The 16198-nt window shown below is 58.7% G+C and carries 17 protein-coding genes; 12 read left to right on the top strand and 5 right to left on the bottom strand.

The features are described from left to right. Nucleotide 1: 1 nt before the first annotated feature. The gene (gene kdsA, locus CR254_RS03055) at nt 2-835 is read left to right on the top strand and encodes a 3-deoxy-8-phosphooctulonate synthase (RefSeq protein WP_097928328.1); all 834 of its coding nucleotides are present in this window, start codon (nt 2-4) and stop codon (nt 833-835) included. Here kdsA and CR254_RS03050 read toward each other — a convergent pair. Continuing rightward, a complete protein-coding gene (locus CR254_RS03050; RefSeq protein ID WP_097928327.1) occupies nt 832-2004 on the bottom strand; it encodes a BaiN/RdsA family NAD(P)/FAD-dependent oxidoreductase in 1173 nt (390 codons plus the stop codon). The genes kdsA and CR254_RS03050 overlap by 4 nt on opposite strands. Nucleotides 2005-2014: 10 nt before the next feature. Beyond that, nucleotides 2015-2824, bottom strand: coding sequence for a response regulator (locus CR254_RS03045; protein ID WP_097928326.1), 810 nt, complete (start codon nt 2822-2824; stop codon nt 2015-2017). Nucleotides 2825-3022: 198 nt separating this feature from the next. Here CR254_RS03045 and CR254_RS03040 point away from each other — a divergent pair, with 198 nt between their 5' ends. Then, on the top strand, nt 3023-4804 hold the full coding sequence (locus tag CR254_RS03040; RefSeq protein WP_097928325.1) for a sensor histidine kinase: 1782 nt from the start codon (nt 3023-3025) through the stop codon (nt 4802-4804). Here the strand turns inward: CR254_RS03040 and CR254_RS03035 are convergent. Beyond that, nucleotides 4801-5214 (bottom strand): DUF2177 family protein, encoded by a 414-nt coding sequence (locus tag CR254_RS03035; RefSeq protein ID WP_097928324.1) that lies wholly within the window; start codon nt 5212-5214, stop codon nt 4801-4803. The two genes, CR254_RS03040 and CR254_RS03035, sit on opposite strands and share 4 nt — an antisense overlap. 60 nt (nt 5215-5274) lie before the next feature. After that, a complete protein-coding gene (locus tag CR254_RS03030; RefSeq protein ID WP_245851362.1) occupies nt 5275-6387 on the bottom strand; it encodes a HupE/UreJ family protein in 1113 nt (370 codons plus the stop codon). 148 nt (nt 6388-6535) lie between these two features. Here CR254_RS03030 and CR254_RS03025 point away from each other — a divergent pair, with 148 nt between their 5' ends. From CR254_RS03025 to CR254_RS02980, 10 genes are all read left to right on the top strand, one after another. Next, nucleotides 6536-6802 (top strand): STAS domain-containing protein, encoded by a 267-nt coding sequence (locus tag CR254_RS03025; protein WP_097928323.1) that lies wholly within the window; start codon nt 6536-6538, stop codon nt 6800-6802. Continuing rightward, the gene (locus CR254_RS03020; RefSeq protein WP_097928322.1) at nt 6799-7158 is read left to right on the top strand and encodes a response regulator; all 360 of its coding nucleotides are present in this window, start codon (nt 6799-6801) and stop codon (nt 7156-7158) included. Before CR254_RS03025 ends, CR254_RS03020 begins: the two co-directional genes overlap by 4 nt. Before the next feature lie 5 nt (nt 7159-7163). After that, nucleotides 7164-9161 carry a chemotaxis protein CheA gene (locus CR254_RS03015; protein ID WP_245851421.1) on the top strand — a complete coding sequence of 666 codons (1998 nt, stop codon included), beginning with the start codon at nt 7164-7166 and terminating at the stop codon, nt 9159-9161. Continuing rightward, nucleotides 9149-9658, top strand: a complete 510-nt coding sequence (locus CR254_RS03010; RefSeq protein WP_097928320.1) for a chemotaxis protein CheW — start codon at nt 9149-9151, stop codon at nt 9656-9658. Before CR254_RS03015 ends, CR254_RS03010 begins: the two co-directional genes overlap by 13 nt. Beyond that, the gene (locus tag CR254_RS03005) at nt 9651-10460 is read left to right on the top strand and encodes a CheR family methyltransferase (RefSeq protein ID WP_097928319.1); all 810 of its coding nucleotides are present in this window, start codon (nt 9651-9653) and stop codon (nt 10458-10460) included. The genes CR254_RS03010 and CR254_RS03005 overlap by 8 nt, the downstream gene beginning before the upstream one ends. Nucleotides 10461-10469: 9 nt before the next feature. After that, complete coding sequence (gene cheB, locus CR254_RS03000) at nt 10470-11513, top strand: chemotaxis-specific protein-glutamate methyltransferase CheB (protein WP_097928318.1); 1044 nt, start codon at nt 10470-10472, stop codon at nt 11511-11513. A gap of 18 nt (nt 11514-11531) precedes the next feature. Continuing rightward, nucleotides 11532-11912 (top strand): response regulator, encoded by a 381-nt coding sequence (locus CR254_RS02995; RefSeq protein ID WP_180955867.1) that lies wholly within the window; start codon nt 11532-11534, stop codon nt 11910-11912. 85 nt (nt 11913-11997) lie between these two features. Continuing rightward, nucleotides 11998-13323 carry an NAD(P)-dependent oxidoreductase gene (locus tag CR254_RS02990; RefSeq protein WP_097928316.1) on the top strand — a complete coding sequence of 442 codons (1326 nt, stop codon included), beginning with the start codon at nt 11998-12000 and terminating at the stop codon, nt 13321-13323. A 50-nt stretch (nt 13324-13373) separates the two neighbouring features. Continuing rightward, nucleotides 13374-14675, top strand: coding sequence for an NAD-dependent dihydropyrimidine dehydrogenase subunit PreA (gene preA / locus CR254_RS02985; RefSeq protein ID WP_097928315.1), 1302 nt, complete (start codon nt 13374-13376; stop codon nt 14673-14675). Next, on the top strand, nt 14672-15556 hold the full coding sequence (locus CR254_RS02980) for a DMT family transporter (RefSeq protein ID WP_097928314.1): 885 nt from the start codon (nt 14672-14674) through the stop codon (nt 15554-15556). Before preA ends, CR254_RS02980 begins: the two co-directional genes overlap by 4 nt. Here CR254_RS02980 and CR254_RS02975 read toward each other — a convergent pair. Then, a complete protein-coding gene (locus CR254_RS02975; RefSeq protein WP_097928313.1) occupies nt 15553-16176 on the bottom strand; it encodes a TetR family transcriptional regulator C-terminal domain-containing protein in 624 nt (207 codons plus the stop codon). The genes CR254_RS02980 and CR254_RS02975 overlap by 4 nt on opposite strands. Nucleotides 16177-16198 lie beyond the last annotated feature (22 nt).

The following is a 16198-nucleotide window of genomic DNA, read 5'->3' as shown; positions in this document are numbered from 1 at the left end:
GATGAAAACCGTTGAAATCCGCGACCTTACGATTGGCAATGACCGCCCGCTGACCATTATCGCGGGTCCGTGCCAGCTGGAGGATCGGGATCATGCCTTTATGATCGCGGCAAAGGTGGCTGAGGCATGCGCCGCAACAGGCGCGCAATTCGTCTTTAAGGGCTCGTTTGACAAGGCGAACCGGACCTCGCTGAACGGTAAGCGTGGTATCGGGATGGAGGAAGGCCTGCGGATATTCGAGGCGGTTCAGGCCGAATTCGGATGCCCCGTTATCACCGATGTTCATACGGAGGAGCAGTGCGCCGCCGTGGCCGAGGTGGTCGATATCCTGCAAATTCCCGCATTTCTATGCCGCCAGACGGACCTATTGCTGGCCGCTGGCCGCACTGGCCGTGGCGTAAACATCAAAAAGGGTCAGTTCCTGTCCCCGCCTGAAATGTCCAACGTCGCGGATAAGGTCGCCAGCACCGGCAACGACAAGGTTATGCTGTGCGAACGCGGCACGACCTTTGGCTATAACAATCTCGTCGCGGATATGCGCGGGCTGCCAACGATGGCGCGCACCGGCTATCCTGTGGTGATGGATGCGACCCACGCTGTTGCACAGCCCGGTGGCCTGGGCGGCTCGTCCGGTGGTCAGCGCGAATTCGCGCCGGTTCTGGCGCGGGCTGCGGTTAGCCTTGGTATTGCGGCGGTATTTATGGAAACGCATCAGGATCCTGACAACGCGCCATCCGACGGGCCAAACATGATTTATCTGGATCAAATGCCCGCCGTTATCGCCTCGCTTATGCAGTTCGATGCATTGGCCAAGGCGGACCCGCTGCGGGTCTAATCGCTGGCGATGGCTTGGGCTGCGGCCCAGCCTGACGACCACGCCCATTGGAAGTTGTAGCCGCCCAGCCAGCCTGTAACGTCTACAACTTCGCCAATGAAATACAGGTCGGGCACGGATTTCGCCGCCATGGTGCGGCTGTCCAGCCCGTCCGTATCTACACCACCTAAAGTGACCTCCGCCGTGCGATACCCCTCACTGCCGGATGGGGTCAGGGACCAACCGTGCAATTGATCCGCAATCGCACGCAATGCGGCATCGTTCAGATCAGCAATGTTACCGTCCTGCGGTGCCAAATGCGCCGCCAGCCGTTTCGGCAGAACAGACCCCAAGGCCGTGCGCACCGTTTGCCGCCCGGCAGTTTGCCGTGCGGTGCGCAGCACCTCGAACGCATCGGTGGCAGGTAGGACATCCACTGATATCCGGTCGCCCTCACGCCAATAGGAGGATACTTGCAAGATCGACGGCCCGCTCAACCCGCGATGGGTGAATAGCAACCCCTCACGAAATCGCGCGCTGCTTGCCGTGACATTAGCATCAATGCTCAGCCCAGCCATTGCGCCAAAGGCGTCCCGATCCGCATCACCAAATGTTAGCGGCACCAATGCAGGGCGGATTGGCGTTACCGTTAGCCCGAATTGGCGCGCCACGTCATAGCCAAACCCGGTCGCGCCCATTTTCGGGATCGATTTACCGCCCGTTGCGACGACCAAACTGCGCCCGCGGAACTTGCCCTGATCGGTTGCGACGGTGAACTCATCGGGCCGTTCGATTGCATGTACGTTACAGCCCAGCTTGATCGAGCCGCCTGCATCCTCGATCCCGTTGACCAGCATCGCAACGATCTGCTTGGCCGAACCGTCGCAAAACAGTTGCCCCAGCGTTTTTTCATGCCACGCAATGCCGTGTGCATCGACCATGGCGATAAAGTCGTGTTGCGTATAGCGGCGCAGGGCCGATTTGGCGAAATGCTTGTTGCCGCTCAGGAAATTCTCAGGCGCGGCGTGCAGATTGGTGAAATTGCACCGCCCCCCGCCTGAAATGCGAATTTTCTCACCTGCTGATTTTGCATGGTCGAGGATCAGCACGGATTGGCCGAGCTGCGCAGCATGAAGGCCGCAGAATAATCCTGCGGCCCCCGCGCCGATAATGATGCTGTCGTAGAGGATTGTTTTTGCCCTAGGCAGGGACAGACCGGGCCGAGAAGAACAGCGCCTGACTGACGGTTGCGCGCACCTGCTCCTCGGTGAACGGTTTGGTGATCAGAAAGGCGGGCTCCGCCTGTTGTCCTGTCAGCAATCGTTCGGGATAGGCGGTGATAAAGATAATCGGCTGGTCGGTGGTTTCTTCCAGAATTTCGGTTGCGGCCTCGGCCCCGCTGGACCCGTCGGCAAGATGGACATCCATCAACACCAACTCGGGCTTATGCTTTGCATACATCGCAATAGCCTCGGAATGGGTGCGGGCATTGCCAACAACCGTATGACCCAGGTCGGAGACGATTGCCTCCAGATCCATGGCGATCAAAGGTTCATCCTCAACCACCAGAATACGCGAGGCCAGCCCGCCCTCCAGCTCGGCTGCGCCGATCCGGACCAGCTCATCTGCTTTTTGTGTACTCGTACTCATAATCTCGCCAACTTCTTCAATGGTAAACTGTTCCATAACCTTAAGGAGCAGGGCTTCTCGCGCGCTGGGTGTCAGCTTTTCTAGCCGCGCGGCAGCAATCCTTTCATTGGCCATGGCACCATCCTCAACCGAGGTACCCAGCCGTCCCTGCGCCATCCATGTGGTATGAAATACGCTGAACAGACGCACGGCCGGTCGGCCAACGGTGTCCATCAATGTCATATCCAACAGGATCGCCTGCAACGTGCTGGCAGCCAGAGCATCCCCGTGTTTCTGGGAGCCTGTCAGCGCACGTGCATAACGGCGTAGGTATGGCAGGTGGGTTTCGATGTCGTTAACAATTGTCATGTCATCTGGCATCAGTGCAATCCTCCTCAACTGCCCAAGCGGCGCTGCGTTGTGCACTATCTATGTGCGTTTTTGAGAAAGGCCAACATATCGTCGCTGCAATATCATATTTCCGGAAAAAACACGGAACCAACTGCACTGCGGGGCGTTCCATTCACAGCCAGAGGAAGAACCTCGAATAATGCATTACAGGGTCAGGATTGAGATGGAATGAAACGTTCCCGTTCCAGCTTTTTCAATCGTATCTCACTCGCATGGCAGATTGTAATTTTACTCAGCATCGCGTTGCTGCCCATTGGCGGCCTTGCCGTGTACGAGGCCGTGCGCGCAAATGACCGTGCAAAATCACTCGCCGCATCCGAATTACTGTCTGCTGCACGCATCGCGGCGGAGGGGGAGCGGCTAGAGGTTGGCGAGGGATTCGGCGCGGCGGCTGCACTGGGCCGAAACTCATATGTCTATGCAGGATCCATGGACGAATGTTCTGGGGAATTGCTGCAATTTATAGATGCATCCCCGCGTTATATCTTTGCCGGTTTTATCGATGCATCTGGTCAGATGAACTGTTCGTCGCGACCCGGAACTGTGCGGGATTATTCCGAGAGCCCTGATCATATTGCGCAGGCCGAACACCCGCATCGTACGGCACGTGTTGTTGAATCCGGTAATGTTACCAATCGTGCTGTTGTTGTTGTGTTGCATCCGGTGATCGTGGGCGGCGAATGGCGTGGCTCGATTGTGCTCTCTATCCCGCGGGAGGTTATTAGAGTCTTTTCCGCAGCGGATGAGGGGATTGAGCTGAACGTCGCCTTGATTGATGACCGTGGTCGGATGTTGTCACGCGCGGTCGAGGATCGTGAGCAGGGGTGGTGGCTGCCGGTTGGGCTTGAGGAGGATTTCGACGCCACGGGCGGCGTTGTGCTGTTTGAGGGGGTCGATGCCTTCGGCTCAACCAGAACCTATGTCCGTGTCCCGATTGTCGAGGATGAGGTCGTTGGCCTGTTCTCACGCCCTGAAGGTATGGATGCAAATGGCGCCCTGCTATCGGTTCTGCGCGCGATTTTGCTGCCCGGACTGGTCTGGGGCATTTGCATCGCGCTGGCCTATTTCGCGATGCGCCGACTGGTTGTGACCGGTATCCAGCGGATTCAACGCTCGATTCTGGCATTTAAACGAGGGGATCGTGAACGTGCGATGCGACCTATCGTTGGGGCCTCGGGCGAGCTGGAGGAGTTATCAGGCAGCTTTGTCGAAATGGCGCGTGCTGTTGATGCGGGTGAGCAGGAGCTGTCTGATCTGGTTGAGGAAAAGACCGTCCTGCTATTGGAGGTCTACCATCGGGTGAAAAACAACCTCCAGCTCATCATCTCGATCATGAATATCCAATTGCGCAGCGCGCAGGATGACCGCGAGCGGGTTGCCATTATCTCGCTGCGCGAACGGGTCATGGGCCTCGCGCTGGTGCATCAGCGGCTATACGAAACGCCCAGCCTGACCACAGTTCCCGCCGACACCTTGCTGCGCGAAATCGTTAGCAATCTGACCGATATCTCACCGGGTGAGAGCCGCTCGACCATTCTGTCCGAGCTGGACAGCTTTAATCTGCACCCCGATCAGGCCGTTCCCTTCTCACTGCTGGTGACGGAGGCGATGATGAACGCGCTGAACTATTCCGGGCAGGGGAAAAAGGATTGGCGGATCGATATCTCCCTGACCATTGATGCTGATGATATGGTCGACCTGAAGGTGACAAACACCATTCCAGTCGAGGGCCAGCCTGAGGCATCTGAACCCTATGCCGGAATGGGCCAGCCGCTGATCCGTGCTTTCGTCATGCAACTGGCTGGCAATATGTCGATCGACAAGACGGACGATCATTACGCGCTGGAGATTAAGTTCAAGCGCAGTTCACTGGATGAAATGGGCGGCCAAAGCATCGGCATGCCCGGCCGGACCAAGGCCCAGCAGATGGCGCAGGCGTCCACACGCTAACCGATCAGGCGTGTGATCCACAGGCCCGCAACCGCCGAAAATCCGGTCAACACGCCACCCCATGTTGTATCGACGGCAACCATGGTCCAGTCCCAATTGCGCATCACTGACATGCTGGTGAATTCATAGGTGCCATAGGCCAGCAAGCCCAGGATCGCGCCCCGCAGAAACACCTCGCCATAGGCGGCGCTATCTAATGCGGGTGCTGATGCAAAATAAAGGACGCCTGCGACATAGGCGGCATAAAAACCTGCGGCGACACCGATCAGGGGTTGGTCGCGCATCATGTCGCCGATGCGGCTTTCAAACAGATGGCGTACCACCAGTTTTAGCCAGATCACATCGATGCCCAAAAACACGGCAAGGGTGACGGCGTATAGTGTTAGATAGGTGGTTAGGCTGGCATCCATGCTTTCGCTCCCTGTTTATGAAGCGAAAGCATGTGTCGAGTTCGGGAAAAGTAAAGCGGATCAGATCAGACCGATACGCTCCACAAACCAGTACAGGCCGATTGCGCCGATAATCAGCGATGCGGGAATGACGACAACCGCACGATACCAGCTCTTGTTACGGAACCACAGGCCAACGGCGAGGAAGCATGCCGCAATCACAGCCAACTGGCCGATTTCCACACCGATATTGAACGCGATCAACGAGGTGAAGAAGTGCTCACCGCTGAGGCCAACATCGCCCAGCACGCCGGCAAAGCCCAAGCCGTGCAGCAATCCGAACATGAAGATCACAATCGGACGCCACCACCGCATTTCACGGGTCAGAATGTTTTCGACACAGACATAGGTGATCGACAGGGCGATCAACGGCTCCACCACGGTGGGGGGCAGATTCAGAATGCCAACCGTGCCAAGCGCCAATGTCACCGTATGCGCCGCGGTAAAGGCGGTGACTTGCATCAGCAGCGGGCGAACATGGGCGGCCAGCAGGAACAGACCGATCACGAACAGGATGTGGTCCAGGCCCTTGGGGATGATGTGCAAGTAACCTTGCTCGGCATAATTCACAAAAACCGACCACTGGCTCTGACGCTCCACTCCGGTCAGATCAAACGAGGCGGATGTCGCGCCGGATGACAGATATTCCTGATGAACCGGCTCACCATCGGGGCCATCCACAACTAGGATTGCTGGGCCACCGGCCGCGATCCAAGTCATTTGCGCCGATGCAGTGGCGGGCAGGGGGGCGGTCAGGGTGACGATGCTTTCACGCGCGACATCCAGATTGCCAACGGCAGGAATTTCGGCGCCCTCGAATGCGAACGTGACCGGCTGGCCATCAACATCCAGTTGGACAAAGTTCAGATCGGCTGCCTGCAATTCTGCTGCTAAGGCATCTGGAGACAGCCCACGCAGGCGGTCATATTCAGCGGCCTCGGGTGCGTCGGCTGTGTCCTCATGCTCCTCGCTGATACCGGCCAGCGCGGCCTCAAGGTTGAAATCGATGTTTAGTTCCAATGCCGCATCGCCGGATGTCAGCGTGGCAACGGCCGGACGCATCTCATGCGCAGTGGCTGGCACAGCACCCAATAGGGTCAGTGCCAGTAGTAATCTGGTTAGGATCGAAATCATTTGAAAGCCTTCAGGTCAATTCTTTGCGATGAGAGTAGCGCGTGAAACCGCCATAGCAAACTTTCCGTGCAGATTTCTGAGCGGCGGTAACGAAGAATTATTGATCCGGCGGGATACCGGTCCCGTGGTTTTACATTGGGAGGACGCGATGACGGAAATTCTGTTGCCCGCACGGGCTGATGCCGAGGTGGCGATCCAGACCCGACAGGACATTCTGAATGCCCCTGCCGATGAACGTGTCGTGATTGATGCGGCACAGGTCACCGTGTTTTCCACCCCGCTGGCCATGGTTTTACTGTCCGCGCGCGACCGTGCAGGCGGCCTGACCCTGCGCCGCCCATCCGAGGAAATCGTGGACGGCTTCTCCACCCTCGGCCTGTTTGCGCAAATGATGCAGATGGAGATCGAGGGATGAGACGAATTTTAGCCGTTGATGACACCCGCTCCATGTTGGGAATGCTGGTGGAGTGCTTGCAGGATGGCGGCCACACCGTCTTTACCGCCAATGACGGGGTTGAGGCACTGGCCGCCCTGTCCGAGCATTGCCCCGATATCGTGATTACCGACCTGAACATGCCGCGCATGACCGGTCTGGAGTTCATCGACGCCGCCCGTAAAACCCCAGAGGGACGGCTGTTGCCCATGCTGTTGCTGACAACAGAAACCGCGCAGGAGCTAAAGGACGAGGCCCGCCGCATTCGGGCCACCGGCTGGCTGTGCAAACCCTTTGACGCGGACCAGATCCTTGGTCTCGTCGATCAGTTGACGTGACCGCCATGGATCAGGATGAGGATTATAAGGAGCTGTTTTTCACGGAATGTGACGAACTTTTGGGTCAGTTACAGGATCACCTGACCGAACTGGCGGGCGGGACGCAGGATCGCAGCATTCTGGATGCTGCCTTTCGGGCCGTGCATTCGGTCAAGGGCGGGGCGGCGGCCTTTGGCATGGATCAGCTGACCAGCTTCGCCCACGGGTTCGAGGCGGTGATGGATGCCTGCCGTTCCGGCCAGTTGAACGTTGATGATGAAACGATACCGGTTCTGACCCGCGCATCGGATATGATGCTGGAATTGGTTGAGAGTAGCCGCAGTGGCGCACCGGTGCGCACCGAAACCCTCGCGCAAACCTCCGCCGCGTTGGCGGGTTTTCTGGGCGGTCAGGTTGATGAGCCTGCCGCACCGCCACCTGCCGCTGCGCCCGCTATGCCTGAGGATGGCGATAGCGTTATCATCCGCTTTGCACCCCGTCCCGACTTTATCTATGCGGGCCATGATCCGCTGCGTATGTTGCGAGCCGCACAGGGCATCGGGCTGACCAGCGTTGCGATTTCTGGCGACCTGCAACCGCTTACCGATCTGGACCCGCTGTTGATGCCATGGGAATGGCAGCTAACCTTTACCGACGCGGATCCCACCGCATTGCGCGATTTCTTCTCTATCTACGATCTGTCTGTGGATGTGCAGGGATTGCCCACGATTGAGGCCGCGCCCGCCCTTCGTACCGTGAACCAATCGGGCACGGTCGCGTCCCCGCCTGCATCCCTATCCAGCTATACCAAATCCCTGCGCGTGCCGCTGGATCGGATTGACCGGCTGGTGAATCTGGTCGGAGAGATCGTCATCACTCAGGCCGCTGTCGCGCAGGAAATGTCACTGATCCGGCAGGAAAATGACGAAACGCTAGATCACAGCATCGATGCGCTGTCGCGACAGGTGCGCGAAATGCAGGACAGCGTTATGGCAATCCGTGCGCAACCGATCAAATCGGTGTTTAGCCGCATGCCGCGCATTGTGCGGGACCTATGCGAAACCCTTAATCGCGAGGTGCGGATCGAGGTTTCGGGTGAGGAAACGGAGGTTGATACCTCCGTGATCGAGGAGCTGGTAGAGCCATTAACCCACATGATCCGCAATGCGATGGATCACGGGATTGAGGCACCTGACGACCGTGCCGCCCTTGGAAAACCTCGCAATGGCCTGCTGCGTCTGACCGCGCAACATCGGGGTGAGCGGGTGTTGATAACGCTGGAGGATAACGGACGGGGCATTGATCGGGACAAGGTCGTGGGTGTCGCATTGCAACGCGGCTTGATTACCTCGGCTGAGGGGTTGAGCGCGGAGGATATCGACAACCTGATTTTCCTACCGGGCTTTTCCACCGCCTCAACAGTGTCCAGCGTGTCCGGCCGTGGTGTTGGAATGGATGTGGTCAAACGGAAAATTCAGGCGCTGGGCGGGCGCTGCCTGATCCATTCAGCCCCGGGTGAGGGAACACGTTTTCAGGTGACATTGCCCCTGACACTTGCCGTGCTTGAGGGGATGATCGTCGAGGTTTCCGGCGAACGCTATGTCATCCCCCTCAGCGCGGTGATCGAGGCGATGCAACTGCGCGATACAACGGTGGAGCGCTTGCATAACGGTCAGTTGATGGTTGCGCGGCGGGGCGAATACCTGCCGGTCTACGCACTGGATGAACTGTTTGGCGGTCCATCGCTGGCCCCTGCGGCGACCCATAAAATGGCTCTTGTGGTGGATACAGAAACCAATGGGCATATCGGACTACTCGTCGATGCGCTGATCGGGCAACGGCAGGTGGTTCTAAAGGGGCTGGAGGCGAATTTCAGGCCGATCACCGGAATTTCGGGCGCAACAATTCTGGGCGATGGACGGGTAGCGCTGATCGTTGACGTCCCCTCGCTGGTCGAGCGTCAGAAACGGGCGAAATCCCCACAATTCAATTCTGGACAGGAGGTCGCGCCATGCAAGGTGTAGCCAAAATCGCAGATGTCGACATGGAACAGGACCCCACCGGCGACGGCGATGCAACTCAGCAATTCCTCAGCTTTGTCGTCGATGGTCGGCAATATTGCGTGGGAATAGGCGAGGTGCGTGAAATCCGTCAATGGATGCGCACCACGCCGCTTCCCAACCAGCCGCCTCATATTCTGGGCGTTTTGAACCTGCGCGGGGCGATCGTGTCGATACAGGACTTGCGCCTGCGTCTGGGCGCACCTGCGCCGGAGCCGCTGGAAACCAATGTGATCGTGATCGTTCAGCAGGGCGAACAACGGGTGGGACTGTTGGTGGACGCAGTTTCCGACATCCTGACCTTGCGTGAGGCTGATATTCAAACGCTGCCGATGAACCGCAATGCTAACGGGTCGGATGTCATGCTGCGTGCACTGGCTGTCGCATCTGACGTGATGGTCGGGATTATCGACATTGAACGTGTCATGGGCCTGAATTTGAGCGATCCGTGCGATGGGTGATGACGACCGATCAACTGGGGGGGATGGCCTAGGCGCGCAGCTTGCTATGATGGTTGAACGTAAATACGGCATCATCATGCGCTCTCGCCACGCGAAAAATGTCTGCCAAACCCTGCAAAACCGGGCTGTGGCAAAGGGGTGCGGCAGCTTGAGCAGCTATCTGGACTATCTGGACAGTGGGGCCGCGCAGGAGGATGAGGCGCATCTGATTGCGCAGGTAACAACAAATGTGACCTCCTTTTTCCGCGAGCCGCACCACTTTGAGCGGTTGAGAGCCCATGTCGCCCAACTGCCAACAGATCGCGCGGTCCGCTGCTGGTCGGCTGGGTGCTCGACTGGGCAGGAACCATGGTCGGCCTTGACCACAATCGCCCCGATGATTGCGCCGGAAATGCGGCGCCTGATGCTGGTTCTGGGAACGGATATTGATCCCGTCGCACTGGCACAGGCGCGGGCGGCGATCTATCCGGTGGCGGGCATGCAGGACATCCCGTTGGACCGCCGCGCGCAATTTATGACCAATGCGACAACGATGGAGCCCCGCGCCGACCTGCGTCCACTGATGCGAATTCGCACGCTGAACCTGACAGAGCCGTTCCCGTTCAAGGCACGCTTCGACGTGATTTTTTGCCGGAACACCCTGATCTATTTCGGGCCGGAACAACGGGCCGATGTGGTTCGCCGCTTGGCCGCACGCATGCATCCCGGCGCGCTGCTGATGTTAGGCCACTCAGAGACATTGCACAAACCGCCCGCCGGGTTGGAGCCTGCCGGGCGCACGGCTTACCGGCGTATGGCGTAGGAGGAGTATATGCGTAAATTGTACTTACTGGTTGTCGATGACAGCCGTCTGATGCGCCGGTTAATCGGCGATATTTTGGCGGAAATGCAGATTGTGGCCCGTGTCGCATTTGCCCCTGATGCGCAGGCCGCAGGCAAATTGCTGGCGGAGGAAAAACCGGATGTGATCACGTTGGATATCGAAATGCCGGACATGGACGGCATAGCGTTTCTGGAACAGCTGATGGCGCGTAATCCGTTGCCGGTCGTGATGGTTTCGGCGCTGACCTCGCGTGGGGCTGAGGCAACATTGACGGCGCTGGAGAAGGGCGCGGTTGATGTGGTGGCGAAACCGACAGGCCTGGACGGAATGCGCGCGTTCCGTGCGGACCTCGCCGCTGCTGTCAGCTTTGCGGCGTCAGCGCAGGTGGATCGGATGTCGAATGTGGACACTGAACCGGTCCCCGCACCACGACGCGCCTTGATGGAGCCTGAACTGATCGGCATCGCCGCATCAACAGGGGGTGTGTCCGCGCTGGCATCGGTCCTGCCCGCGCTGCCCGAAAATTGCCCGCCGGTTCTGGTAACACAACACATGCCCGCCGCGTTTGTTGAGAGGTTGGCGCGACGTTTGCGCGGGCGACTGGATCGCGACATCGCAGTCGCGCAGGATGGTGAGGTATTGCGCCGCAATATGATCCGTTTTGCGCCGGGGCACCGACATCTTGTGCCAAAATCGAGCTATAACGGCCTGTCATGCTCGCTATCTGATGCGGCTGCACCGATGGGGCACACGCCCTCGGCGGACCTGATGTTCGGCGGAATGGCACGGCTGGGGCGGCCAACTATTGGCATCATTCTGACAGGTATGGGGCGCGACGGTGCGCAGGGATTGGCGCAATTGCGTGAGGCTGGATCGGTGACGATCGGGCAGGATCAAAGCAGTTGCGTTGTGTACGGAATGCCCCGCGCCGCGTTTGAGATTGGCGCCTTGGACGAAGTATTACCGCTCGCTGAAATTGGCGCGCGTATATCCATCTTTTGGCAACCTTCTTTGGGCAAGGTCGCCGGGTAATTATTGGGGAGGGGCATGATGCCACTGGCACGTTCACTAATGGTTTTAGTTGTTGATGATCAACAAAGTATGCGGGGGTTGGCACGGCAATGCCTGTCGCGTCTGGGGGTGCAGGGGGTTGCCCTCGCCGCGACGGGGCAGGCGGCGTTGGACATGATGGCGGAGCGCAAATTCGACCTCGTCATTTCGGATCTGAATATGCCGGGGTTGAGCGGTGTAGATCTGGCGCGAAAGATCAAATCGCATCCCGTTTTCGCCCGCATTCCGGTCTTTCTAGCGACGTCAGATGCATATCGTGAGGAGGCAGATGACGACACCGTCGATCATTTCGTGGCCAAGCCGTTTTCGGTTGCCGATATGCGCAGCGCGATTGAGGAGCATTTGGGGGTGCTGAGCTGATAGTTGAAAAGAAGTATTTTTACCAATTGATAAAAAATTGACCCTGTGCCACGATTTTAAAAATCGCAACCCAGGGAGATTGACCTTGACCCGAGGCACACGGATCGACGGCATAGCAGCAGGCAGGCTGGAGGCGGAACAATACACGCAGAACTTTGGCGATCTATACACGCCATTGGATCGGCATGAGGCACAGGTCGCCTCGGATCGGTGTTACTTCTGCTACGACGCACCATGCGTTACAGCCTGCCCGACTACGATTGATATTCCACTATTCATTCGTCAGATCGCAACTGACACGCCCGAAGCAGCAGCAAAGACGATTTTCAACCAGAACATCCTTGGCGGCATGTGCGCCCGCGTATGCCCAACCGAGCAACTGTGTGAGGAAGCCTGCGTACGTGAGGCGGCTGAGGGAAAACCGGTTCAGATCGGCCTGCTGCAACGCTATGCGACGGATACATTGATGGGGCGCGACACGCATCCCTTTACCCGCGCGGCCACGACTGGCAAAACAGTTGCGGTTGTCGGCGCTGGGCCTGCGGGCCTGTCCGCCGCGCACCGCTTGGCCATGCACGGCCACGATGTGACACTCTATGATGCCCGCCCGAAACCCGGCGGCCTGAATGAATACGGCATCGCCGCCTATAAAACGCCCGAGGATTTCGCGCAGGCGGAGGTAGACTGGTTGATGAAAATCGGCGGCATTACCTTTAAACACGATCAAAAGCTGGGCGCGGAAATCGCGCTGGACAGCTTGGCGGATCAGCACGATGCGGTCTTCCTTGCCATCGGCCTCAGCGGTGTAAACGCGCTGGGCGCACAGGGCGATACGCTTGAAAACGTGACCGACGCTGTACGCTTTATCGATGCGCTGCGTCAGTCGGACAAATCGGCGGTTCCGGTTGGCCGCAATGTTGTGGTGATCGGCGGCGGTATGACGGCGGTTGATGCCGCGGTGCAATCCCGCCTGCTGGGCGCGGAAAACGTGTCCATGGTCTATCGCCGCGATCAATCGCGGATGAGCGCAAGCACGAAGGAACAGGACCACGCCGCGCATGAGGGCGTTCGCCTGATCTTCAACGCGCAACCGGTCGCGGTTCACGGCTCCGGCGCGGCGCAGCAGGTTGAGTTTGAATACACCGTTGATGGCCCCGGTGGCCTGACGGGCACGGGTGAGACATTCCAACTGCCCGCGGATCAGGTTCTGGTTGCGATTGGCCAAACACTTGGCGCGGTTTCTGTTGATCTGGACGGGCGCAAAATTGCGGTCACGGGCGCGGGCCGCACGTCGCGTGATGGCGTCTGGGCTGGTGGTGATTGCGCCGCTGGCGGCGACGACCTGACCGTAACGGCTGTGGCCGAGGGGCGCGATGCGGCGGAGGACATTCATGCTTATCTCTCCGCTTAATTTCCCCCGTCAAAACACCCCCCAAACCCCAGTAGCGGAGGCTTCGACCAATGGCTGATCTGAGCATTAATTTTGCAGGTATCAAATCGCCGAACCCGTTCTGGCTGGCCTCCGCGCCGCCAACGGACAAGGAATATAACGTCCGTCGTGCGTTCGAGGCAGGCTGGGGCGGTGTCGTATGGAAAACGCTGGGTCTCGATCCCAGCGTGGTTAACGTAAACGGCCCACGATATGGCGCGATTTACGGGGCCGACCGGCGCTTGCTGGGCCTGAATAATATCGAGCTGATCACCGATCGCCCGCTGGAAACCAACTTGCAGGAGATCAAATCGGTCAAACGGGACTACCCCGATCGCGCCGTTGTGGTCAGCCTGATGGTCCCGTGCGAGGAATGGGCGTGGAAACAAATCCTGCCCTTGGTCGAGGAAACCGGCGCAGATGGCGTGGAGCTGAACTTCGGCTGCCCCCACGGGATGAGCGAACGCGGCATGGGCGCCGCCGTTGGTCAGGTCCCCGAATATATCGAGATGGTCACACGCTGGGTGAAGCAAAACACCCGCATGCCCTGCATCGTAAAGCTGACGCCAAACATCACCGATGTTCGCCTGCCGGCGGAGGCAGCACATCGCGGCGGCGCGGATGCGGTCAGCCTGATCAATACAATCAACTCGATCACATCGGTCAATCTGGACCTGTTCGCGCCAGAGCCTACGATTGATGGCAAGGGCGCGCATGGCGGCTATTGCGGTCCAGCGGTGAAGCCGATTGCGCTGAACATGGTTGCTGAGATTGGGCGCAATCCTGAAACGGCAAACCTGCCAATTTCGGGCATTGGCGGCATTACGACATGGCGTGATGCGGCGGAGTTTATCGCCCTCGGCGCTGGGTCGGTACAGGTTTGTACGGCTGCCATGACCTATGGCTTTAAAATCGTGGACGAGATGATCTCCGGCCTTAGCCAATGGATGGATGAAAAGGGGCATGAGAGCATCGACGCAATCACCGGCCGCGCCATCCCGAACTGCTCTGATTGGAAGCACTTGAACCTGAACTATGTGGCAAAGGCCAAGATCGATCAGGACCTGTGCATCTCGTGCGGACGTTGCTTTGCCGCATGCGAGGATACATCGCATCAGGCCATCAGCATGAGCGAGGATCGCACATTCGAGGTGATCGACGAGGAATGCGTCGCCTGTAACCTATGCGTGAATGTCTGCCCGATTGAGGATTGCATCACGATGGAGGAAATGGCCGCCGGCACAACCGATCCCCGCACGGGCAAGGTTGTGGAGGAGGAGTTCGCGGACTGGACCACCCACCCGAACAACCCTGCTGCGGTCGCAGCAGAATGACCAACACGCGACAGGGCCATGCGGCCATGTTGCTCTACGCGTTTCTTGTGGCAGGCTCGTTCAGCCTTGGGGGGAAGATCGCACACATGGTGGACCCAACGGTCCTGACCCTGGTGCGGTTCATGATTGCGGCGGCGGTGCTGGGGGGCATCGCCGCCGCAACTGGTCGTATACGTGGGGAACATCTGCGCGCGGGGTGGCGCTATCCCCTGCTGGGCGGGATCTTTGCGCTATATTTCATCCTGATGTTTGTGGGGCTGCTGACGGCCCCGCCAATCAACACGGCTGCGGTGTTTACGTTGACGCCGATCCTGACAGCGGGCTTTGCCTATATGCTGCTGGGGCAACGCACGACGCCGCGCATCGCGCTGGCGCTGATCCTTGGCGGAATCGGAGCGTTGTGGGTGATTTTCGACGCTGATCCGGGACGCTTTCTGGCCTTCGATATCGGGCGAGGGGAGGCGATCTTCTTCCTCGGCGTGGTCGCACATGCGATCTACACACCATTGGTGCGGAGGCTGAACAGGGGCGAGCCACCGCTGGTCTTTACGTTCGGAATGCTGCTGGGCGCGGTTGCGCTGATGGGGCTGTATGCAGGCGCGGATGCGCTGCGCACGGATTGGGGCAGCTTGCCGCCGATCTTCTGGATTACGCTGGCCTATCTGGCGCTATTTGCCAGTGCGACGACATTCCTGCTGCTGCAATTCGCAGCGATGCGCCTGCCCAGTTCCAAGGTGATGGCCTATACCTATCTGGCCCCTGCCGTGGTGATCGTGTGGGAGGGCGCATTGGGCAATGGCTGGCCTGCGCCCGCATTGGGGATCGGCGTCGCCATAACCGTTATTGCGCTATTGCTGCTGCTGCGCGAGGAGCCGACCTAGCGCGGCAGTAGCCCCTTAAAGAACAACGCCTCGATCGTGGCGGCCGCATCGTGGAACCGTGCCTCATCATCCGACCCTAGAACCGCACGCACCTGCACGTCGAAATCGGCGTAATGCTGCGTGACGGCCCAGATGGCAAAGATCAGATGCTGGGGGTCAGTCTTGGCCAAGCGCCCCTCATCCATCCAGCGACGCAGGACAACACTTTTTTCCTGGATCAAATCGCGCAATGGCCCCGCCAATTCAGCATTAATGCGGGGCGCACCCTGAATGATTTCGTTCGCAAACAGGCGGCTTTCGCGCGGAAAATCGCGGGCTGCCTCCAACTTGCGTTGGATATATCCGCGAATTTCGGTTAGCGGATCGCCATCTGCATCCAGTTCGCGCAGCGGGTCCAGCCATGTATCCAGCAGCCGGTCCAACAGTTCCGCGTGGATCGCCTCCTTGCTTTCGAAATAATACAGCAGGTTAGGCTTTGACAAACCTGCATTTTCTGCGATTTGATCCAATGTAGCACCGCGAAATCCGTGCAAGGAAAACACATCCAGTGCCGCCTCGCGGATCAATTCACGCTTTTGCCGTTGGATGCGGGTGGGTTTTCGTTGGGTTCCGTCAACCATCTCTCATCCGTTTCGATCCCGT

It is taken from the genome of Pontivivens marinum, from assembly GCF_900231835.1.
Taxonomy (GTDB): domain Bacteria; phylum Pseudomonadota; class Alphaproteobacteria; order Rhodobacterales; family Rhodobacteraceae; genus Pontivivens; species Pontivivens marinum.
Note: the sequence above shows the minus strand (reverse complement) of the source record. Positions and strands in the feature narration are given on the sequence as shown.

Excerpts from the sequence above, each read along its gene's own strand:
- kdsA (WP_097928328.1), top strand. The coding sequence starts at position 2 with ATGAAAACCGTTGAAATCCGCGACCTTACGATTGGCAATGACCGCCCG.
- CR254_RS03045 (WP_097928326.1), bottom strand. The coding sequence starts at position 2,824 with ATGCCAGATGACATGACAATTGTTAACGACATCGAAACCCACCTGCCA.
- CR254_RS03040 (WP_097928325.1), top strand. The coding sequence starts at position 3,023 with ATGAAACGTTCCCGTTCCAGCTTTTTCAATCGTATCTCACTCGCATGG.
- CR254_RS03035 (WP_097928324.1), bottom strand. The coding sequence starts at position 5,214 with ATGGATGCCAGCCTAACCACCTATCTAACACTATACGCCGTCACCCTT.
- CR254_RS03030 (WP_245851362.1), bottom strand. The coding sequence starts at position 6,387 with ATGATTTCGATCCTAACCAGATTACTACTGGCACTGACCCTATTGGGT.
- CR254_RS03025 (WP_097928323.1), top strand. The coding sequence starts at position 6,536 with ATGACGGAAATTCTGTTGCCCGCACGGGCTGATGCCGAGGTGGCGATC.
- CR254_RS03020 (WP_097928322.1), top strand. The coding sequence starts at position 6,799 with ATGAGACGAATTTTAGCCGTTGATGACACCCGCTCCATGTTGGGAATG.
- CR254_RS03015 (WP_245851421.1), top strand. The coding sequence starts at position 7,164 with ATGGATCAGGATGAGGATTATAAGGAGCTGTTTTTCACGGAATGTGAC.
- CR254_RS03010 (WP_097928320.1), top strand. The coding sequence starts at position 9,149 with ATGCAAGGTGTAGCCAAAATCGCAGATGTCGACATGGAACAGGACCCC.
- CR254_RS03005 (WP_097928319.1), top strand. The coding sequence starts at position 9,651 with ATGGGTGATGACGACCGATCAACTGGGGGGGATGGCCTAGGCGCGCAG.
- cheB (WP_097928318.1), top strand. The coding sequence starts at position 10,470 with ATGCGTAAATTGTACTTACTGGTTGTCGATGACAGCCGTCTGATGCGC.
- CR254_RS02995 (WP_180955867.1), top strand. The coding sequence starts at position 11,532 with ATGCCACTGGCACGTTCACTAATGGTTTTAGTTGTTGATGATCAACAA.
- preA (WP_097928315.1), top strand. The coding sequence starts at position 13,374 with ATGGCTGATCTGAGCATTAATTTTGCAGGTATCAAATCGCCGAACCCG.
- CR254_RS02980 (WP_097928314.1), top strand. The coding sequence starts at position 14,672 with ATGACCAACACGCGACAGGGCCATGCGGCCATGTTGCTCTACGCGTTT.
- CR254_RS02975 (WP_097928313.1), bottom strand. The coding sequence starts at position 16,176 with ATGGTTGACGGAACCCAACGAAAACCCACCCGCATCCAACGGCAAAAG.